Raw genomic sequence first — 18,836 nt, 5'->3', positions numbered from 1 at the left:
ATCCAGCGCCGGCTGCAGATCGGCTACAACCGCGCCGCCTCGATCATGGAGCGGATGGAGAACGAGGGCATCGTCGGCCCCGCCAACCACGCCGGAAAACGCGAGATCCTCGTCGAAACCGGAAGGGCGAGGGAAGACGGGGAGTGAGGGCGACGGCTCAGTCCGGCCAGGACAGCAGGATCTCGTAGGCTGTCGGCTTGACGAGGCGCATGTCGGGGTTCGACGAGGAGAATTCCTTGTCGCCGGAGAGCCGGTCGAGCGCCTTGGCGTCGACGCCCTTGGGATAACCAAAGCGGATCGTCAGCGAGCAGCCGCCGAAGGCCTTCGCCAGCTTGCCGCCCTGCCAGTCGTTGGCGGTGCCGGAATAGTCCCAGTCGAAGCCGAGGATGCTGAAGGGCTTACCATTGGCGGTCTCGACCGTGGCCAGGGCGCTGCCGATGGCGAGGCGCTCACCCGCCGGCCCTGAGATGGCCCAGGCCGAGCCCTCGCGGACATAGATCGTGCCGGGCCCACGGCGCTTCTTGCCGTCGCGCCAGACCAGCTCGAGCCGGCGCTTTTTGTCCTTTGGGAAAAGGATGGCGCCGGCCGCTTTCTCACCCTCGCCGATCTCGATGCGGGCGCGCTGGACGTTTCCGGGACCGAAGGCCTTGATCAGGGCCGCCTCGTCAGCCTCGCGGGCGAAGGGACCGGAGCAGGCGAGCAGGTCGGCCGTCTGTGCCCGAGTCGGGCTCGCCGCGGCGATGAGGGCCAGAGCCGCGAACCGGAGCATTGAAGCGGCGATCTGCATCGAAGAATCCGATCTGTCGACATTGGCATGGTTGCCTGTCTTAGCCATTGCGCGGGTCTGAAGCAGGACCGAACCTTTGCGGGGCGCAAGCGTTTCCTCGGAGACTAAGAGGATGACGCGATGACAGCCACTCACCAGTCCGGCGGACCGCCGGGCGGCGTGCCGACCAGCCCGACGCCACCGCCGGAACTGCCACCGATGAACCCGGGCGAGGTGTCGCCGGCGCCGCCGATCGAGAATCCGCCAGATAACGAGCCGAACGGCATCCCCAACGATCCGCCGCCGGAACTGCCGCCGAACGCGCCGCCCGAGGGGCCGCCGGCGACGCCGATCGACCTGCCGCCGGCACGTGATCCGCGCGAACCGCAGGAACCCGGACGCTGAGCCGGGCTCAAACCGCCGGCCGGTCGCTCTCGCCGAGGTCCCAATAGAGCCCGGCCATCAGGCCGAGGGCCTCGCGCGGGATCGCGACCGGGACGTGCTCGTTCGGGGCATGCTGCGAGCAGCCGGGATAGGAATGCGGCACCCAGATCGTGCGCATGCCGACGATATCCGCGAAGATGTCGTTGGGCAGGCCGCCGCCGAGATTGGGGAGAAGCGCCGGCTTCTTGCCGGTGCTCTTGGCGAGCGAAGCCAGCGCCCATTCGACCCACGGATCGTCCGGATCGAGCCGGGTCGCGTTGAAGACCGCGTCGCGCGCCTTGGTGACCTCGACCATGTCGAAGCCATGGCGCTTCAGGTGGCGCTGCAGCGCCGGGATGACATCGTCCGGATCGATGCCGACGACGAAGCGGAGCGCACAGCGGGCCCAGGCGCTCGGCGGCACGGCGTTGACCGGGGTCTCCGGCACGCCGGACTTCATCGCCAGCACGTCGAAGGAGCACCAGCCAAAAACCTGTTCGGCCGGCGAGAGGCCCGGCTCGCCCCATTCCGGATCGATGGTGGGGCCGTCCGGTCCGCCGTCGATCTCGCAATCGGCGAGGGCCTTGCGCACCGCCGCCGGCAATTCCTTCGGCACCCATTCATGGATGCGGATCTGGCCGGTCGGCGAGGTGATGGAGGCGATGGCGTGGGCGAGCTGGATCGCGGGATCGGAGAGGATGCCGCCCCAGTTGCCGGAATGGTGGCCGCCCTCACGTGCGTTGATGGTGAGGTCGAAGGTGACGCCGCCGCGCGCGCCCAAAAAGATGGTCGGGCGCTCGGCATTGAGGCGCGGCCCGTCGGAGGCGATCAGCACGTCCGACTTGAACAGCTCCTTCTGCTCGGTGCAGAGCTCGCGCAGGCCGGGCGAGCCGCATTCCTCGCCCATCTCGATCAGGTATTTGACGTTGAAGCCGAGCGTGCCGCCGCGTGTCTCGAGCACGGATTTCAGCGCGCTGATGTTGATCAGGTGCTGGCCCTTGTTGTCGACGACGCCGCGACCGTACCAGCGGTCGCCGCGCTCGGTGAGGGTCCAGGGCGAGAGGCCCTCGGCCCATTGCGCGTCGAGGCCGCGGATGACGTCGCCATGGCCGTAGCCGAAGATGGTCGGCAGGCCCTCGGCCTCGATGCGCTGCGCAAAGAGGAAGGGCCCCTTGGCCTTGGGGTGGTTGAGGATCGTGCAGGTGAAGCCGAGGCTCTCCAGCAGCGGCAGCATCTCCTTGTCGAGATACTCGGCAAGGACCGGTGCGCGATCCGGGTTCTGGCTCTCGGTCGGCATGGCGATCAGGCGCGACAGGTCGCTCTTGAAGCTGCCGGAGTCGAAATAGTCGAGCGCATGGGCGATCGCCTTGGCGCGGGTCATGGTGGTCACTCCGTCAAAAAGGATCAGTTGCGCTTTTCGGGCGAGATCACGTCGCGCAGGCCGTCGCCCGCGAGGTTGATCGCGAAGATCAGCAGGGCCAGCGCCGTGCCGGGCAGGGCGATCAGCCAGAACGAGAAGAACATGTAGGCCTTGGCCTCGGAGACCATCAGGCCCCAGGAGGGCAGCGGCGGCTGCACGCCGAGGCCGAGGAAGGAGAGCGCGGCTTCGAGCAGGATGGCGCTCGCCGCCTCCAGCGTCGCCACCACGATCAGATGCGGGGCGATGTTGGGCAGGACCTCGCGCAGGATGATCCGGGCCGTGCTGGCGCCTGAGGCCTGCGCCGCCGTGATGTAGTCGAGCGAGCGGACCTGCTGCGTCGCGCTGCGCATCACCACGGCGAAACGGTCCCATTTCAAGAGGCCCAGCACCAGGATGACGATCCAGAGCGAGGAGCCGATGATGGCGACGACGGCGAGCGCCACCAGGATCACCGGCATGGCGAGGCGGGTGGTGACCATGAAGGTCACGGCCATGTCGATGCGGCCGCCGAAATAGCCGGCGAGCAGGCCCATGGTGGTGCCGATCAGCCCGGCGATGGCGACGACGCTGATGCCGATCAGCAGCGAGATGCGGGCGCCGTAGAGCAGGCGCGAGATATAATCGCGCCCGAGCGGGTCGGTGCCGAGCGGGTGGATCCAGTTGCCCTTCTCGTACCAGAACGGCGGGACGTTCCGCGCCGTTAGGTTCTGCAGATAGGGATCGTGCGGCGCCAGCACCGGCGCGAGCAGAGCCAGCACCACGAACAGCAGCAGCAGGCCGAAGCCGAACAGGAAGGATTTCTGGGCCAGCGCCCGGCGCAGCAGGCGGCGCCCGCCGGTGACGTCGCTGGCTGCGAGGGGGAGAGAGGTCGCGTCGCTCATCTCAGGACACCCGGATGCGGGGATCGAGCCAGGCATTGGCGATGTCGGCCAGCAGCGTCAGCAGGACGTAGACGACCGAGAGCAGCAGGACGATGACCTGCATGACCGGGAAATCCTTGTAGGTGATGCTCTGATAGGCGAGGTAGCCGAGCCCATCGAGCGCGAAGATGGTCTCGATCACGACGGAACCGCCGAGCAGGAAGCCGAGCTGCACTGCCGTCAGCGCCACCACCGGCACGGCAGCGTTGCGCAGCGCGTGGGTGATGACGACGGCGTAGGGCGAGAGGCCCTTGGCCCGGGCGGTGCGGATATAATCGGCCGAGAGCACCTCGATCATGCCGGCGCGGATCAGGCGCATGAAGGCCGGCGCGGTGTAGTAGCCGAGCGCGATCGTCGGCATGACGTAGTGCAGCCAGGTCCCCGAGCCGGAGACCGGCAGCCAGCGCAGCGTGATCGAGAACAGCATCACCAGGATCAGCGCGAAGAAGAAGTTCGGCATCGCCTGGCCGAAGACGGCGATGGCGAGCGCCAGCCGGTCGATCCAGCTGTTGGAATAGATCGCGGCGAGCACGCCGAGCGGGATCGAGATCGCCAAGGCGAAGGCGAGCGAGGAGAGGCCGAGGATCAGCGTCACCGGCAGCTTGGCGAAGACCAGCGCGGAGACGTCGGTCTTGAAATAGATCGAGGTGCCGAAATCGCCTGACAGCGTCTTGAACAGCCAGTCGAGATACTGGACGACGAGCGGCCGATCGAGCCCGTAGGTCTTGCGGATGACGTCGAGATCGGCCTGCTGCGCGCCCTCGCCGGCGATCGCGACCGCGATGTCGCCGGAGAGGCGCAGCAGGAAGAAGGCGATGGCCGAGACCGCAAGCGCGACGAGCAGCGCCAGGCCGAGCCGTTTGACGATGAAGCCGAGCATGGCTTGCTTCCAATTGTGAAGGTGATGTCCGCGCCGGTCTTACGAAAAAGCCCGGCGCGTCATGGTCGGCCTTGAGCCGACCATCTCTTTCAGGAGATTCTCGGGTCTGCGCTTCGCTTCGCCCGAGAATGACGCTTGCGCGTCACTTCCAGCCCATCTCCCAGAAGCGGACGAGCTCGTCCGGATAGGCCTTGAAGTTCAGGTCCTTGTTGGCGACGTAGTAGACCGGCAGCGAATAGAGCGGCACGGCATAGGCCTTGTCGGCGATGATCTTCAGGCCGGCCTTGTAGGCCTCCTTGCGCACCGCCGGATCGACCGAGTTGTTGCCCTTCTCCAGCAGGTCGCGCACGGCCGCGTCGCGGGTGATGTCCTCGCTGCGGAAGGCGAAGTAGTTCGGCGTCGCGGCCGAAACGTCGTTGACCGAGAACGAGCCCCAGGTCTGGTGCGTCAGCATCGCCTTGTTGGTGGCGATCTGCTCGCGCATCGCGGCGTATTGCAGGAAGCGCAGATTGGTCTTGATGCCGACGGCCTGGAGATAGCCGATCAGCGCCTCGGTCTGGTTGCGCTCGCGATAGGCGACGATGTCCATGGTCAGGCTGGGATGGCCGGCTTCCGCCAGCAGCGCCTTGGCCTTGGCGGGATCATAGGGGTAGCGCGCTGCGCCCTCGTCGGTGCAGCCGAACTGCGAGGGGAAGCAGATCGTGTTGATGACGCGCGAACCGGTGCCGACGATGTTCTTGACCATCGCCTCGCGGTCGATGGCGTGGATGATCGCCTTGCGGACGCGCTCGTCCTTGAGGGCGGGAGCAGGCGTGCCGTCCTGGATGTTCATCTGCATGAAGACGATGCGCATCGTCTCGCCGGACACGACCTGCAGCGTCGGCACCGTCTGGAGCTGGTCGGCCTGGTCCTTCGGCACGTGCATGATCAGATCGGCGCCGCCCGAGAGCATCTCGGCCATCTGGGTCTGGCGGTCGGGGATGAAGCGGATCTCGAACTTGCCGACCTTGGGCTGAGGCTTGGGCGAATCCTTGAAATAATCCTTGTTGAGCTCGAGCGTGATCGACTTGCCCGGCACATAGTTCGAGACCTTGTAGGGGCCCGAGCCGACCGGCTTCTCGTTCTGGCCCTTGGGGCCGACCTTCTCGTAATACTCGTTCGGGTGGATCACGACCGGGCCGGCGAGATACTCGATCGCGGCTGGGAAGATCTCCTTGGTCGTCAGCCGGACCTTGTACTTGTCGAGCTTCTCGGCCTTGGCGACCCAGTTGACGTTGCCCTGGGTGACGACCTTGTTCTCGGGCTTGGAGATGAAGTTCAGCGTGTAGACGACGTCGTCGGCGTCGAACTCCTCGCCATTGTGGAACTTCACGCCCTCGCGCAGTTCGAAGTCGATGGTCTTGTCGTCGACCTGCTTCCAGCTCTTGGCGAGCTGGCCCTTGTACTCGTTGGTGGCGGGATCGCGGTAGATCAGCGTATCCCAGACATTGGCGCCGATGATCACGCCGATGCGGACATTGTTGAAGAACGGATCGACGCTCTCCGGCGCCTGGTCATAGGCGAAGCGGACGGTGTTGGCGGCCTTCTGGGCGAAGGCCGGCGTCGCAATGGCGGTCGCAGCCATAACGGTCGCGGCCAGGGCCGTGGAGGCCTTGTCGAAGAAGCGCATGTTTTCCCCTCGCAGCATTATTGCTTGTCTCGTTCGGCGGGCAGCCCTAGGCCGCCGTCACGCCGGCGACACAAACTCTGCACAGCTTCGTGCTTGCCGCCATAAGAATGAATCGAAAGGATCGTTGCCGAGATGGCAAGGTGCGGCTACTGCACGCCCATGCAGACTCCGGCCTTGCGGTATTTCCTGGCGGTGGTGCGGACCGGCTCGATCAGCGCCGCGGCGCAGCGTCTGCGCGTTGCTGGCTCGGCCGTCAGCCGCCAGATCGCCAATCTCGAAAAGGAGCTGGACGCCGCGCTGTTCGAGCGGCGCTCGCACGGCATGATCCTGACCCAGGCCGGCCAGACGCTCGCGGCCTATGCACAGCGGCTCGAACTGGAGAGCGAGCAGGTCGTCAGCGAGATCCGCGAACTACGCGGCGCCAGCAAGGGCTTGATCAGGCTCGGCGTCACCGAGGGCTTCGCCGTCAGCTTCATCCCCGAGGTGATCTATGCCTTCCGCCAGCAGCATCCGGACGTCGCCTTCGACGTCAAGGTGATGTCGCCGCAGGTCGTCACCGAGCATGTCCGCACCGGTACCATCGATCTCGGATTGACCTTCGTGCTGCAGCAGGAGCGCGGCGTCACCATCAACTGGCAATGTGCGGCGCGGACCTATGCCTTCGTCGCGCCGCATCACCCGCTGGCGGGCAAGGAGGCGATCAGGATCGAGGACATCTTCGTTCACCCCATCGCGGTGCTCGACAGCGAGGCGACGGTGCGCAAGATCGTCGACATCTATTTTTCGGCGCGCGGCCTGACCGTCGACGCCGTGCTGACCTCGACCAATGTCGCGAGCCTGCGCCATTTCTGCAAACTCGGCGGCGCCGTGATGTTCGCCAGCTCGATCTCCTTCGGCGCCTCGATCCGCGACGGTTCGGTGGTGGCGTTGCCGCTGAAGGATGGTGACCTGCCGCCGCGCAGCCTGCAGATCCAGAGCATGTCGGGCCGGGCACTGCCCAAGGTGGTGACCAATTTCATGGGGGCGCTGATCGAGGAGCTGCAGCAGGCCGATACTCTCGCGACCATGGCGACCGAGCGAGCTGCGGTTCCGGAGGTCCGGCAAGCATGAGCGTTGTGGCGAAGGGCGATGCGCCCGAGATCATGGTGCCGCATCCGCACCAGCTCGTGGCGCGCGACGCGATCCTGGCGGCGCGCGCCGCCGGCAAGCCGGGCTTCCTGCTCGGCGACCTCACCGGCCTTGGCAAGACGCTCTCGGCCTGGCTCGCCATCTCGGCGATGCCGGAGCAGGAGGTGCTGGTGATCTGCCCGAAGGGCGCGATCCCGCAATGGCGGCGCACCATTGCCCATGCCGGGCTGCCGGCGAAGAAGCTCACCTTGATGAACTTCGAGCGGACGAAATCGCTGCTAGCGCCGCCGCCGGCCAGCAACAAGCGCTCGACGCGGGCGAAGAACAACGAGATTGCCAAGCATGGCACGCCAAAGCGGGTCTGGCCCCTGGTCGTGATCGACGAGGCCCATCGCATCCGCAATCCGAACTCGCAGCAGGGGCTGGTCTGCCGGCAGATGGCGGCCGCCGCGCAGTTCACGATCTATATGAGTGCGACGGCTGGGCAGGCGCCGCACGAGCTGTCCTATCTCGCGCGATTGCTGGCCGATGCCACCGGGGCGCCCGGCGCCGATCTCGACGGCTTCCGGGCGCTGATGAAGCGGCTGAAGATGGGCCGGGCCAAAGGGCGCTGGAAGAACTGGAGCTGGGAGCCGAACGAGAGCGACCGCAAGGTGATGGCGGGCCTGCTCTATCGCGGCGCTAACGCGATCGGTCTGCGGCGCCGGCCCGAGGAGATCGCCGGCTGGCCGGAGGTGCAGCGCGAGCTCGCCCCCGTTGCGCTCGATACGAGCGAGCGCAAGCTCTACGATGCGACTTGGCGCGAGTTCCGGCGCGAGCTCGGCCTCGCCGGCGGCTCGACCCGCAAGCCCGCCGGCTGGGCGGCCGATCTGCGTTTTCGCCAGAAGGCGAGCCTCTTACGCACTGCCGGTACGGCGGAGTTCTGCCAGGACCTGCTCGAGAATGACGAGCAGGTTGCGATATCCGTCGCCTTCCTCGAAACCGGGGCGATGCTGGCGGAGAAGCTCTCCGGCAAGGGCTGGCGCGTCGGCTCGATCACCGGCGAGTATTCCGGCGAGGCCAACGAAGCGACGCGCATCGCCTTCCAGACCGGCAAGCTCGACGCCGTCGTGTTCACCGTGACCGAGTCGATCTCGCTGCATAAGGCCGAGATGCCGGGCGGCGAGCGCGAGCGGGCGCTGGTCGTCCATGATCTGCGCCACAGTGCGATCCAGCTGCAGCAGATCGAAGGCCGCTGCCATCGCGACGGCCAGCACGCCACGATCTTCTATGCCTATGCCGAGGATACGGTGGAAGAGAAGGTCGCCGCGACCGTGCTCGCCCGCATGGCGGCGATGGAAGGCTTGGCTGGCGACGAAACCGCGCTGCTCGACGCGATCGCCGGAGAAGTCGAGCGGGCGGCGCTGGCGCGGGAGGCGGCCTAAGCCGCGGCTCGGTCCGTCATGGTCGGGCTTGTCCCGACCATCCACGTCTTTGTCTCGCTGATCGAGTGCAGTGTTCAAGACGTGGATGCTCGCCACAAGGGCGAGCATGACGGTGTGGGAGCGCTGATCGTTCAATTCATCTGCGAGCGCGGCGGTTCGTCCGGCGTGCGCTCGCCGACACGCTTGGCCTGGTCGACGACGCGCTCGGTCGCACCGACGGCCTTGTACCAAAGGTCGCGCGTGTAGGCGCCCTGATGGACGATGGCGTCGTAGCCGATCGCGATGACCGCGATCACCAGCAGAATGCGAAACATGGGAAATCCCCCGTCCGAATTGGTCCTCGGCGAAGAACGCTCGGGCGGCGGCAGGGTTCCTGTGCGGCGAGGTTGACCACCGCCGCGCGGCATTGTCCCCTCCCGCCGGCAGGGAGGCGTATCGGATGTTCGACGATCTCAAGGGCAAGCGGATTCTGGTGACGGGTGCTTCCTCGGGGCTCGGCGCGCATTTCGCGCGGCTGCTCGCGGGGAAGGGCGCTCTTGTCGCCGCCGCAGCGCGCCGGACCGAGCGTCTTCAGGAGCTGGCGCGTGAGTGCGAGGGCGTGCCGGGCAAAGTCTTGCCGCTTGCGCTCGATGTGAGTTCCGTCGCGGCGGTCGAGAAGGGCGTCGCAGAGGCCGCAAGGGCTCTCGGCGGGCTCGATGTGCTCGTCAACAATGCCGGTGTCGGCGAGACGGAAGCTGCGCTCTCGGTGAGCGAGGCGCAATGGGACAATCAGCTCGACGTCAATCTGAAGGGCTGCTTCTTTACCGCGCAGGCCTCAGCGAAGCTCATGGCCGAGCAGGAAGGCGGCGGGGCGATCGTCAACATCGCCTCGATCCTGGGCGAGCGCGTCGCCGGCCGGGTCGCGCCCTATGCGATCTCCAAGGCCGGGCTGATCCAGATGACCAAGGCGCTGGCGCTGGAATGGGCGCGGCACGCGATCAGGGTCAATGCGCTGGCGCCGGGCTATGTCGTCACCGACATCAACCGCGAGTTCTTCGCCGGGGAGGCGGGCGAGGCGCTGAAGAAGCGCATCCCGATGCGCCGGGCCGGCGAGCTCGACGATCTCGACGGGCCGCTCTTGCTGCTCTGCTCCGATGCCGGGCGCTACATGACCGGCTCGGTCGTCGCCGTCGATGGCGGGCATCTGGTCAGCGGGCTGTAGGCGGCGGGAACAGCCGGTTGCTCGCTAAGTTTCCTCGCAAGAGGCAGGAGGATGCCATGCACAAGCCCGAGGGGCACAACGCCGTCTCGCCCTATCTCCTCGTCGCAGATGCCGAACAGGCGCTCGCCTTCGCCAAGGCGGTGTTCGGGGCCGACCCGAGCTTCATCGCCCGGCGCGAGGATGGCGGGATCATGCATGCCGAGTTCAGGATCGACGATTCGATCGTGATGCTGGGCGAAGCTCCGGGCGGGCCGGAATGCCATGTCCATGTCTATGTCGCCGACCCCGACGCCCTGATTGCGAAGGCGGTGGCGGCCGGCGGTACGCTGATCCAGGCGCCGGCGGAAAAGGGCGACGGCGATCGCCGCGGCGGGGTCAAGGACCCGGCCGGGACGAGCTGGTGGCTGGCGCGGATGGTCGATCCGGCCGGGCGGACCAAGACGAACGCACTCTAACCTGCCGGCAGCAGATCCCGCAGCCGGATCAGGGCGATCTTCTCTACCTGGGCGAGGGCGGTGGCGAATTCCTGCTCCGGCGTGCTCTTCAATCGTTCTTCGAACGAGGCGAGGATGTCGGCCTTGGTCAGCCCCTTGACCGCGAGGATGAAGGGGATGCCGAAGCGGGCCTTGTAGGCCTCGTTCAGCGCGGTGAAGCGGGCGCGCTCGTCCGATGTCAGCCGGTCGAGCCCGGCCGAGCCCTGCTCATTGGCCGATTCCGGCGTCAGTTCGCCGGCCGCAGCGATCTTGCCGGCAAGGTCGGGATGGGCGTCGAGCAGGGCCTTTTGTCGTTCGCGCGGCGCGTTGCGCATCACCGCGACCATCGCTTTGTGCAGGCCCTCGGCGTTGTCCTGCTCGGACGAGAACCCGGAGGCGTGGGTCTGCTCGGCGATCCAAGGCGAGTGCTCCCAGACCCGGCCATAGACCTCGGTGAACAGCGCCTGCGGCAGCCGGGAGGGCTGGTAGCCGCCTTCCGGCGGATGCGTGCGCACCCAATGGCGGGCGATGTCGAGCCTAGTCGCGACCCAGACCTTGTCATGACTCTGGACATAGTCGAGGAAGCGGGCGAGCGCCGCGGCGCGGCCGGGCCGGCCGACGAGCCGGCAATGCAGGCCGATCGACATCATCTTCGGGGCCGTCTCGCCCTCGGCATAGAGCGTGTCGAACGAGTCCTTGAGATAGGCGAAGAACTGGTCGCCGCTATTGAAGCCCTGCGGCGTGGCGAAGCGCATGTCGTTGGCGTCGAGCGTGTAGGGCACCGCGAGCTGCGGGCCATGCGGCCCCTCGAGCCAATAGGGCAGTTCGTCGGCATAGACGTCAGCGGTGTAAAGGAAGCCGCCTTCTTCCATGGTCAGGGGAATGGTGTTGACGGAGGTGCGGCCCTGATAGCAGCCGAGCGGACGATCCCCAGCGAGCTCCGTCTGGATGCGGATCGCTTCGGCGATGTGCTCGCGCTCGAGTTCGGCGGGAGCGTCGCGATAGTCGATCCATTTCAGGCCGTGGGTGGCGATCTCCCAGCCGGCTTCCTGCATCGAGGTGACGATCTCCGGATAGCGCTGCAGCGCCGAGGCCACCGCGAAGACCGTCACCGGCATGTTGCGCTGCGTGAACATCCGCCAGAGCCGCCAATAGCCGGCGCGCGAGCCGTATTCGTAGATCGATTCCATGTTCATGTGGCGCTGGCCGGGCCAGGGTGCGGCGCCGACGATCTCGGAGAGGAAGGCCTCCGAGGCGGCATCGCCATGCAGGATGTTGTTCTCTCCGCCTTCCTCGTAATTCACCACGAACTGCACCGCGATGCGGGCCTTGCCCGGCCAGTGCGGATGCGGAGGGGTGCGGCCATAGCCGACGAGATCGCGCGGGTAGGGGGAGGCGTTCATCGATCGATTCAAGTCCATGCGAGCGTGATTCAAGCGCGGCTGATAAGCCGTTGGCGACAGATTTGTTTTCAACTGCCGCGATAGGTCGAGTAGCTCCAGGGCGAGGCGAGGAGGGGCACGTGATAGTGTCCGTTCGGCTCGGCGATGGCGAAGCGGATCGGCACGAGGTCGAGGAAGGCCGGCTCGGGCAGCTTCGTGCCGAGATGGCGGAAATAGTCGCCGATCGCGAAGGTCAGCTCATAGTTGCCGACCAGCAGCGTGCCGCTGAGCAGGGGCGCATCGGTGCGGCCATCGGCATTGGTCACCACGTCGGCGATCCGGCTGCGGCTGCCGTCGGGCAGCAGCGCGTCGAGCGCGATCGCGACGCCGGCGGCCGGCTTGCCGTTGACCGTGTCGAGCACATGCGTCGACAGACGCCCCATGCCTGATCCTTTCCTGTTTGCCGTGTTCGCCGAGCGGAATGCCGCTTGCCTTCCAAGGCTGCGAACCTAGTCTGGAATCCGATGCAAGTTCCCTCCCGGATTCAGCCCTGTCAATTCGCGCGCCTGCGGCCCCGCTGGGAGCCGGCTCGTGCTTGAAGCCTATCTGATGGAGTGGGGCAGCCAGCTGATTCGCTGGCTGCATGTGATCGCAGCGATCGCCTGGATCGGCTCGTCCTTCTTCTTCATCCACCTCGACGCCTCGCTCCGGGCCGCGCCCGATGCGCCCAGGACCGAATCCGGCCAGCCGACGCAGTTCCTCGCCTGGCAGGTCCATGGCGGCGGCTTCTACGCGATGCGCAAATATCTGGTTGCGCCGGAGGTGCTGCCGAAGGAGCTGACCTGGCACAAATGGCAGGCTTATTGGACCTGGATCTCCGGCTTCTTCCTCTTGGTCTGGGTCTATTACGCCCAGTCGGAGCTATACCTGATCGATCCGGCGGTGATGGCGCTGTCGCCGGTCGCGGCGGGGGCTATCGGCATCGCGGCGCTGGCCGGCGGCTGGCTGTTCTACGACCTGCTCTGCAAGTCGCCGCTCGGCAAGAACGATGTCGTGCTCGGCCTGCTCGGCTTCGGCTATGTCGTCGCGGCGAGCTGGGCCTTCGCCTCGGTCTTCTCCGGGCGCGGCGCGCTGATCCATACCGGCGCGCTGATGGCGACGATCATGTCGGCCAACGTCTTCTTCGTGATCATGCCGGGCCAGCGCAAGACCATCGCCGCAATGGTCGCCGGCGCGGTGCCCGATCCGAAATACGGCAAGCAGGCCAAGCAGCGCTCGCTGCACAACAACTACATCACCCTGCCGGTACTGTTCCTGATGCTGGCGAACCATTACCCGGTGACCTACGCCAACTCGGCGGTGATCCCGGTGCTCGTCGCGCTGATCATCGTCGCCGGCGCGCTGATCCGGCATTTCTACAATGTCCGCCATGCCGACCATGCCAAGTCGCCCTGGTGGACCTGGGCGGTGGCGGCGCTGGCGCTCTGGCTCGCCTTCTGGGTGGCGATGGCGTCGTCGCCCGGCGGGCGCGAGCGCCTCGGCCTGAAGCCGCTCGACCCGGCGAAGCCGGTGATGCTCGCCGGCCTGGTGCCGCCGTCGCCGGAAGTCGCCAACATCGTTACCGGGCGCTGCGCCATGTGCCATGCGCCGGAGCCGTCCTGGCCGGGCATCGGGATCGCGCCGAAGGGCGTCTTCCTGCACGAGCCCGAGCTGATCGCCCGCCAGCGCCGCGCCATCGGCGTCCAGGCGGTGCTGACCCATGCCATGCCGCCGAACAACCTCTCCGGCATGACCGCGGACGAGCGGCGCGTGCTCGCTGCCTGGGTGGCGCAGAAGCGGTGAAGCCGCGTTTCGGCGCGGCATGGTGACGCTGCGAAGCCACAGCCAGGCGCCTGATCCACAGCGTTCAGTTTCATTCAGTTTCGGTTCATCGCGGAACCTTCATCGTCGACCCTGATCACATCGGCGTGATCGGCGCGTGATCATGCGTGCCGGGTGCGCCGGGGGCCTTGGGGGTCCAGTTGAAAGCCGTTTGGAGATCGGGCTCCAGCTACTGGCTGGCGGCCGCGCTGTTCTGTTGTGCCTGGGTGGCGCTGTGCTGGCCCTGGCTGTCGGGGGCGGTGACGATTCCGTTCGACGCCAAGGCGCATTTCCAGGCGCAGATCCAGTTCCTGGCGCAGGCGCTGCATTCCGGCCAGTCGCCGTTCTGGACGCACAACGTCTTCGCCGGCTCGCCCCAGGTCGCCGACCCGCAATCGCTGATCTTCTCGCCGGCCATCCTGCTGGCGCTGTTCAATCCCTCGCCGAGCTTCCGTGCGGTCGACGCCTATGTGCTGGCGCACCTCTTGGTCGGCGGGCTCGCCATGCTGATGTTCTTCCGCGATCGCGGCTGGCATCCGGCCGGAGCGCTGCTGGCAGCGCTGGTCTTCGCCTTCGGCGCCTCGGCCGCCTGGCGCGTCCAGCATGTCGGGCAGATCGCCAGCTTCGCCTTTTTCGGCCTCGCCTTCTGGCTGACGGCGCGGATGCTGCTGCGCGGCTCGCTGCGCTATGGGCTGCTCGCGGGCTTCGCCGCCGGCATGATGGTGCTCGAGCCCGATCAGGTCGCGCTGCTCGGCGCCTATATCCTGATCGGCATGGTCGTCGCCTACTGGCTTTCGGAAGGCTGGGCCGGTTTCCGCGCCAGCCTCGCGCCGATCGCAGCCGCCTGCTTCGCCGGCATCGTCACCATCGCCGTACCCTTGCTCTGGACCTGGCTCTTTGCCGAGGCGACGACGCGGCCGGCGATCGATCTCGTCGAAGCCGGCAGGGGCTCGCTGCACCCGGCCTCGCTATTGACCGCCTTCGTCGGCGATTTGTTCGGCGTGCGCGATCCGGCGACCGAGTTCTGGGGGCCCTACAGCCCGGAATGGAACGCCAAGGAGCTCTTCCTGTCGAAGAATATGGGACAGGTCTATCTCGGCGCGCTGCCCTTCCTGCTGCTGATCGTGCCCGGGCTGACGCGCGGCTGGCTCTGGGACAAGGCGATCCGGCCGTTCAGCATCCTGTTCGTGCTGATGGTGCTTTTCGCGCTCGGCCGCTACACGCCGTTCTTCCACCTCGCCTATGATTATCTGCCGGGCGTCAAGGTATTCCGGCGCCCGGCCGACGCGACCTTCCTGATCGGCGGCCTCGGGGCGGTGCTGTCGGGCTATCTGCTGCACCGTATCCTCAGCGAGGAGAAGCGGGGCCCGATCTGGCGCGACCTTGGCATCGGTGCCGGGGTGATCGCGCTGCTCATCGGTCTCGCCTTGCTGGTGGCGCGTCAGGCGGGGCATCTCGGCCAGGCCTGGCTCCCGAGTGCCACGGCCGCCGCCTGGTTCACGACCGCGCTCATGCTGCTCGTCGTGCTGACGCGCTGGCGCGGTGCTGCCGCTCCGCTCGTCGCGAGCCTGATCGTCACCGGTGTCGTCGCCGCCGACCTTGCCGCCAACAACGGCCCGAACGAAGCCACGGCGCTGGCGCCGGAGGTCTATGACGTGCTGCGGCCGGAGACCAAGAACGAGACCGTCGCGGTGCTGAAGAAGCTCACCGTGCAGCCGCCGGAGTCGCCGCGGCGCGACCGGGTCGAGCTGCTCGGCATGGGCTTCGAGTGGCCCAATGCTGGCATGATCCACGGCTTTGACCATACGCTGGGCTATAACCCGCTGCGGCTTGCCGATTTCTCGGATGCGGTCGGCACGCGTGATTCGATCGCGGCGCCGAGCGAGCGGGTGTTCACGCCGCTGTTCCCGTCCTATCGCTGCCGCCTCGCCGACTTCCTCGGCCTGCGCTACATCGCGACGCGGGTGCCGATCGGCCAGGTCGACCGGACGCTGCGCGACGGCGACCTCAAGCTCGTCGCCTACACCAAGGACGGCTACATCTATGAAAATCCGCGGGCGCTGCCGCGCGTGATGTTCGTCGGCGGCTGGCAGCTCGCCGATTTCGAGGGGATGAAGTCGGCCGGCAAGTGGCCGGAAGCCGACCCCCAACGCGTCGTCCTGCTCGAACAGGAGCCGGAGCCCGGCGTGCCGGAAGGGCCGGTCGCGGCCAGTGCCGAGGTCAAGCTCAAGCGCTACCGCAATACGGTGGTCGAGATCGAGGTCACGACCGCGCAGCCCGGCTTCGTCGTGCTGAACGACATCTGGCACCCCTGGTGGCGGGCCGAGCTCGACGGCCAGGAGGCCGAGATCCTCAAGGCCAACGTCCTGTTCCGGGCCGTGCAGGTTCCGGCCGGCACCCACAAGATCCGCTTCAGCTTCCATCCGCTCGATGGTGCGATCGCCGAATTGCGCGACCGCGTGACGCCGCCGGAGGAGGAGGGCGTGGTCGCCGAGGCGCCGACGCATAGCGGCCCGTCCGGCTCGCCGGCGACGCGGATCCAGCCGGTGCCGCCGGAGCCGGTCGCGCGCCCGGCGCACGACATGGCCGCGCATGACATGCTGCCGGCTTCGTCGGCGATGTCGGTGCTGCGGTAGGGGGACGGTTTCTCGCCGTCTTTCCGGGGCAGGCCGCAGGCCTGAGCCCGGAATCCAGAGCCGCCGCGGTTGATCGTGAGGGCTGGCGGCTCTCGCTTGTTCCAGAACCGCATCGGTTCTGGGTTCCGGGCTCGCTGCTGCGCAGCGCCCCGGAATGACGACCCAATAGCCTTAGGCCACGCCGAGCTTCTTCTGCAGCGCAGTCGAGGAGGTCGTGTACTGGAAGGTCAGCCGCTTCTCCGGATAGACGTAGCGATGGACCTTCTGGGCGGCGAGCGCCGCCTCGTGGAACCCTGACAGGATCAGCTTCAGCTTGCCCGGATAGGTGTTGATGTCGCCGACGGCGAAGATGCCGGGCACGTTGGTCTCGAATTTCTCGGTGTCGACCGGAATCAGGTTTTCATGGAGGTTCAGGCCCCAATCGGCGATCGGCCCGAGCTTCATCGTCAGGCCGAAGAAGGGCAACATCGTTCCGCAGGCGACCTCGAATTCGGCGCCGGCATTGTCGCGGCAGATCGCGCCGTGCAGCTCGTTGCCCTCGCCCTTGAGGCTCATCACCTGGCCGAGCCTCAGATCCATCGCGCCGGAGGCGACGAGGGCGCGCATCTGCTCGACCGAATGGGGGGCGGCACGGAAATCGTCGCGCCGATGCATCAGCGTCACCCGCTTGGCGATCGGCTGCAGGTTGAGCGTCCAGTCGAGCGCCGAATCGCCACCGCCAACGATCAGTATTTCGCGGTCGCGGAAGGTCTCCATCTTGCGCACGGCATAGTGCACGCCGCCGCCGTCATGGCGGCCCTCATAGGCCTCGATGCCGGGGATCGGCGGCTTCTTCGGCTGGAAGGAGCCGCCGCCGGCGGCGATCAGGATCGCCTTGGCCTCGAACACCGTGTCGGCGTCGGTGCGCAGGCGGAAACGCGGCGCCTCGGCGCTGCCGAGCACCTCGACCTGCTCGATCATCTGGTTGAGATGGAAGGTCGCACCGAAGGGCTTGATCTGCTCCATCAGATTGTCGACCAGCCCCTGGCCGGTGACGATCGGGAAGCCGGGAATGTCGTAGATCGGCTTTTCCGGATAGAGTTCGGCGCACTGCCCGCCGACCTTGGGCAGGATGTCGACGAGATGGGCGTTGATGTCGAGCAGGCCGAGCTCGAACACGGCGAACAGGCCGCAAGGGCCGGCGCCGATGATCAATGCGTCGGTCTCAACGGTCTCGCCCTCAATGGCGGCGGCGATATTCATCGTTGTGGTTCCTAAAGACGGCTTCAAGGGCCGCCGGTGACCACCCGTTGCCGGAAATCCCTCGGCCTTGCAATGCGACATGGCGCAGGGCCGGGCAGGCCGGGCCGCATACGAGGATACCAGAATTCAGCCGCCGGTTTCGGCGGTAAGACCTGCTGCGGCGATGCCGGCGAGGGCGGCCGCCTCGTCATTGTCCGAGGTGTCGCCGGAAATGCCGACGACACCGATGAGGTTGCCTTCAGCATCGCGGACGAGCGCGCCACCGGGAACCGGCACCACCGGCCCGCCGACAGAGAGCGCGACGCCGTTGATGAAGTGCGGGCGCTCCAGCGCCATCTTGTTGAGCGTGCGCGGGCCGACGCCGAGCGCAATCGCGCCATTGGCCTTGCCGAGCGCGATTTCGCCGCGCTTCAGGCTGGTGCCGTCCTGGGCGAGGAAGAATTTCTGCGCGCCGCGCGCGTCGAGCACCGCGATGGCGAGCGGCTTCAGGCCGTTCTCGCGCGCATATTTCAGCGCGCCGTCGACGATCACGCTGGCCTGCTCAAGAGTAAGTGCGGTCATGACTGGCCTTTCGCGATGCCGGTGCCGGAAGACGCCGGCTCGCTCCCGTTTTGCCAGCGCCGACGACGTGAGGGAAGTGCAGACGTCACGTTTCGTCTTGCAGTTGTCGTTGCGAGCGGGCTTCATGGGTGCCCGTCTCGGGACATGTTCCGCAAGGTGACCGCCACTTTTGCGACCAGAACATGCTCCAAGGCTGTGGAGCTGCGCGAAGCCCGATCGTTCGGCCAATCCTGGCGGGGCGGCCAGCGCATTAGGAGAACATGCTATGGGTCTGTTCAGTTTCATCAAGGAAGCCGGCGCCAAGATCTTCGGGTCGAGCTCGGCCAATGCGGCGACGGCTGATCAGTTGCAGAAGGAACTGGCGGGCCACGGCCTGCCCTCGGACGTCAAGATCGACGTCTCGGGCGACAAGGTGAAGGTCTCGGGCAAGGCGCTCAGCACCGAGGAAGCCGAGAAGATCATCCTCGCGATCGGCAACACTGCCGGCGTCGGTTCGGTCGAATCGGAGCTGATCGTCAACAAGGAGGCGCCCGCCGCCGTGTTCTACACGGTGAAGAAGGGCGACACGCTCTGGAAGATCGCCGAGGAGCAATACGGCAAGGGCAAGGGCGCCAAGTACACCGAGATCGTCAAGGCCAACACGCCGCCGGTGAAGGATCCCGACCTGATCCTGCCGGGCTGGGTACTGCGCATCCCGCCGCTGGCCTGAGATGGCATCGGCCTGGCGGTGGGGCGAACAGCCCTGCCGCCGGGACTTGCCAATTGGTTGCGAATGAAACTATTGTGACCTGGGCGCCATCCTCCGTGGCGCCCGAGTTTGTATTACGGCTGGCTTCATCCTCGATCTTGCA

At 66.7% G+C, this 18,836-nt stretch carries 19 protein-coding genes; 9 read left to right on the top strand and 10 right to left on the bottom strand.

All coding sequences use genetic code 11. The features are described 5' to 3' along the window. Positions 1–147 (top strand): DNA translocase FtsK (locus AC07O0_RS29280; protein ID WP_494628243.1); only part of this gene is annotated, 147 nt, incomplete at its 5' end. A gap of 10 nt (positions 148–157) precedes the next feature. On the opposite strand, the gene AC07O0_RS29275 is transcribed toward AC07O0_RS29280, so the two are convergent. Next, a complete protein-coding gene (locus AC07O0_RS29275; protein ID WP_494628239.1) occupies positions 158–787 on the bottom strand; it encodes a hypothetical protein in 630 nt (209 codons plus the stop codon). Positions 788–907: 120 nt separating this feature from the next. Here AC07O0_RS29275 and AC07O0_RS29270 point away from each other — a divergent pair, with 120 nt between their 5' ends. Further along, positions 908–1,171: a hypothetical protein gene (locus AC07O0_RS29270; RefSeq protein ID WP_494628237.1), complete on the top strand. Its 264-nt coding sequence runs from the start codon at positions 908–910 to the stop codon at positions 1,169–1,171. A gap of 7 nt (positions 1,172–1,178) precedes the next feature. Here AC07O0_RS29270 and AC07O0_RS29265 read toward each other — a convergent pair whose 3' ends face one another. The 4 genes from AC07O0_RS29265 to AC07O0_RS29250 form a co-directional block, all read right to left on the bottom strand. Beyond that, the gene (locus tag AC07O0_RS29265) at positions 1,179–2,570 is read right to left on the bottom strand and encodes a M20 family metallopeptidase (RefSeq protein ID WP_494628235.1); all 1,392 of its coding nucleotides are present in this window, start codon (positions 2,568–2,570) and stop codon (positions 1,179–1,181) included. A 23-nt stretch (positions 2,571–2,593) separates the two neighbouring features. Next, positions 2,594–3,490, bottom strand: coding sequence for an ABC transporter permease (locus AC07O0_RS29260; RefSeq protein WP_494628234.1), 897 nt, complete (start codon positions 3,488–3,490; stop codon positions 2,594–2,596). Position 3,491: 1 nt separating this feature from the next. Continuing rightward, entirely contained in the window at positions 3,492–4,409 is a 918-nt protein-coding gene (locus AC07O0_RS29255) for an ABC transporter permease (protein ID WP_494628232.1), read from the bottom strand. Positions 4,410–4,551: 142 nt separating this feature from the next. Further along, positions 4,552–6,078 (bottom strand): ABC transporter substrate-binding protein, encoded by a 1,527-nt coding sequence (locus tag AC07O0_RS29250; protein WP_494628230.1) that lies wholly within the window; start codon positions 6,076–6,078, stop codon positions 4,552–4,554. A 159-nt stretch (positions 6,079–6,237) separates the two neighbouring features. Between AC07O0_RS29250 and AC07O0_RS29245 the strand changes: the two genes are divergently transcribed. Together AC07O0_RS29245 and AC07O0_RS29240 are read left to right on the top strand one after the other, a co-directional pair. Beyond that, the gene (locus AC07O0_RS29245; RefSeq protein WP_494628229.1) at positions 6,238–7,188 is read left to right on the top strand and encodes a LysR family transcriptional regulator; all 951 of its coding nucleotides are present in this window, start codon (positions 6,238–6,240) and stop codon (positions 7,186–7,188) included. After that, positions 7,185–8,630, top strand: a complete 1,446-nt coding sequence (locus AC07O0_RS29240; RefSeq protein ID WP_494628227.1) for an SNF2-related protein — start codon at positions 7,185–7,187, stop codon at positions 8,628–8,630. Before AC07O0_RS29245 ends, AC07O0_RS29240 begins: the two co-directional genes overlap by 4 nt. A 131-nt stretch (positions 8,631–8,761) precedes the next feature. Here the strand turns inward: AC07O0_RS29240 and AC07O0_RS29235 are convergent, their stop codons facing one another. Then, positions 8,762–8,944 carry a hypothetical protein gene (locus AC07O0_RS29235; protein WP_494628225.1) on the bottom strand — a complete coding sequence of 61 codons (183 nt, stop codon included), beginning with the start codon at positions 8,942–8,944 and terminating at the stop codon, positions 8,762–8,764. 125 nt (positions 8,945–9,069) lie between these two features. Between AC07O0_RS29235 and AC07O0_RS29230 the strand changes: the two genes are divergently transcribed. Beyond that, the gene (locus tag AC07O0_RS29230) at positions 9,070–9,831 is read left to right on the top strand and encodes an SDR family NAD(P)-dependent oxidoreductase (RefSeq protein ID WP_494628224.1); all 762 of its coding nucleotides are present in this window, start codon (positions 9,070–9,072) and stop codon (positions 9,829–9,831) included. Positions 9,832–9,887: 56 nt separating this feature from the next. Then, entirely contained in the window at positions 9,888–10,286 is a 399-nt protein-coding gene (locus AC07O0_RS29225; protein WP_494628222.1) for a VOC family protein, read from the top strand. On the opposite strand, the gene puuE is transcribed toward AC07O0_RS29225, so the two are convergent. Together puuE and uraH are read right to left on the bottom strand one after the other, a co-directional pair. Continuing rightward, positions 10,283–11,707, bottom strand: a complete 1,425-nt coding sequence (puuE, locus tag AC07O0_RS29220; protein WP_494628220.1) for an allantoinase PuuE — start codon at positions 11,705–11,707, stop codon at positions 10,283–10,285. The two genes, AC07O0_RS29225 and puuE, sit on opposite strands and share 4 nt — an antisense overlap. A gap of 68 nt (positions 11,708–11,775) precedes the next feature. Beyond that, positions 11,776–12,129, bottom strand: a complete 354-nt coding sequence (gene uraH / locus AC07O0_RS29215; protein WP_494628218.1) for a hydroxyisourate hydrolase — start codon at positions 12,127–12,129, stop codon at positions 11,776–11,778. A gap of 166 nt (positions 12,130–12,295) precedes the next feature. Here uraH and AC07O0_RS29210 point away from each other — a divergent pair, with 166 nt between their 5' ends. Then, positions 12,296–13,528 (top strand): urate hydroxylase PuuD, encoded by a 1,233-nt coding sequence (locus AC07O0_RS29210; RefSeq protein WP_494628241.1) that lies wholly within the window; start codon positions 12,296–12,298, stop codon positions 13,526–13,528. Positions 13,529–13,707: 179 nt separating this feature from the next. Continuing rightward, on the top strand, positions 13,708–16,182 hold the full coding sequence (locus tag AC07O0_RS29205; RefSeq protein WP_494628216.1) for a putative glycosyltransferase family protein: 2,475 nt from the start codon (positions 13,708–13,710) through the stop codon (positions 16,180–16,182). A gap of 171 nt (positions 16,183–16,353) precedes the next feature. Here the strand turns inward: AC07O0_RS29205 and AC07O0_RS29200 are convergent, their stop codons facing one another. Continuing rightward, positions 16,354–17,424, bottom strand: coding sequence for an NAD(P)/FAD-dependent oxidoreductase (locus AC07O0_RS29200; RefSeq protein WP_494628214.1), 1,071 nt, complete (start codon positions 17,422–17,424; stop codon positions 16,354–16,356). Positions 17,425–17,550: 126 nt separating this feature from the next. Further along, positions 17,551–17,985, bottom strand: a complete 435-nt coding sequence (locus AC07O0_RS29195) for a GlcG/HbpS family heme-binding protein (protein ID WP_494628213.1) — start codon at positions 17,983–17,985, stop codon at positions 17,551–17,553. A 265-nt stretch (positions 17,986–18,250) separates the two neighbouring features. Here AC07O0_RS29195 and lysM point away from each other — a divergent pair, with 265 nt between their 5' ends. After that, positions 18,251–18,694 carry a peptidoglycan-binding protein LysM gene (gene lysM, locus AC07O0_RS29190; protein WP_494628211.1) on the top strand — a complete coding sequence of 148 codons (444 nt, stop codon included), beginning with the start codon at positions 18,251–18,253 and terminating at the stop codon, positions 18,692–18,694. The last annotated feature ends 142 nt before the right edge of the window (positions 18,695–18,836 follow it).

Source organism: Allobosea sp. GW821-FHT10B12 (assembly GCF_059415545.1).
This window is presented reverse-complemented; position numbering and strand designations above follow the sequence as displayed.

Excerpts from the sequence above, each read along its gene's own strand:
- AC07O0_RS29200 (WP_494628214.1), bottom strand. The coding sequence starts at position 17,424 with ATGAATATCGCCGCCGCCATTGAGGGCGAGACCGTTGAGACCGACGCA.
- AC07O0_RS29260 (WP_494628234.1), bottom strand. The coding sequence starts at position 3,490 with ATGAGCGACGCGACCTCTCTCCCCCTCGCAGCCAGCGACGTCACCGGC.
- AC07O0_RS29210 (WP_494628241.1), top strand. The coding sequence starts at position 12,296 with ATGGAGTGGGGCAGCCAGCTGATTCGCTGGCTGCATGTGATCGCAGCG.
- AC07O0_RS29195 (WP_494628213.1), bottom strand. The coding sequence starts at position 17,985 with ATGACCGCACTTACTCTTGAGCAGGCCAGCGTGATCGTCGACGGCGCG.
- AC07O0_RS29250 (WP_494628230.1), bottom strand. The coding sequence starts at position 6,078 with ATGCGCTTCTTCGACAAGGCCTCCACGGCCCTGGCCGCGACCGTTATG.
- AC07O0_RS29245 (WP_494628229.1), top strand. The coding sequence starts at position 6,238 with ATGCAGACTCCGGCCTTGCGGTATTTCCTGGCGGTGGTGCGGACCGGC.
- AC07O0_RS29275 (WP_494628239.1), bottom strand. The coding sequence starts at position 787 with ATGCAGATCGCCGCTTCAATGCTCCGGTTCGCGGCTCTGGCCCTCATC.
- AC07O0_RS29265 (WP_494628235.1), bottom strand. The coding sequence starts at position 2,570 with ATGACCCGCGCCAAGGCGATCGCCCATGCGCTCGACTATTTCGACTCC.
- AC07O0_RS29230 (WP_494628224.1), top strand. The coding sequence starts at position 9,070 with ATGTTCGACGATCTCAAGGGCAAGCGGATTCTGGTGACGGGTGCTTCC.
- AC07O0_RS29235 (WP_494628225.1), bottom strand. The coding sequence starts at position 8,944 with ATGTTTCGCATTCTGCTGGTGATCGCGGTCATCGCGATCGGCTACGAC.
- AC07O0_RS29270 (WP_494628237.1), top strand. The coding sequence starts at position 908 with ATGACAGCCACTCACCAGTCCGGCGGACCGCCGGGCGGCGTGCCGACC.
- lysM (WP_494628211.1), top strand. The coding sequence starts at position 18,251 with ATGGGTCTGTTCAGTTTCATCAAGGAAGCCGGCGCCAAGATCTTCGGG.
- AC07O0_RS29255 (WP_494628232.1), bottom strand. The coding sequence starts at position 4,409 with ATGCTCGGCTTCATCGTCAAACGGCTCGGCCTGGCGCTGCTCGTCGCG.
- puuE (WP_494628220.1), bottom strand. The coding sequence starts at position 11,707 with ATGAACGCCTCCCCCTACCCGCGCGATCTCGTCGGCTATGGCCGCACC.
- AC07O0_RS29240 (WP_494628227.1), top strand. The coding sequence starts at position 7,185 with ATGAGCGTTGTGGCGAAGGGCGATGCGCCCGAGATCATGGTGCCGCAT.
- uraH (WP_494628218.1), bottom strand. The coding sequence starts at position 12,129 with ATGGGGCGTCTGTCGACGCATGTGCTCGACACGGTCAACGGCAAGCCG.
- AC07O0_RS29225 (WP_494628222.1), top strand. The coding sequence starts at position 9,888 with ATGCACAAGCCCGAGGGGCACAACGCCGTCTCGCCCTATCTCCTCGTC.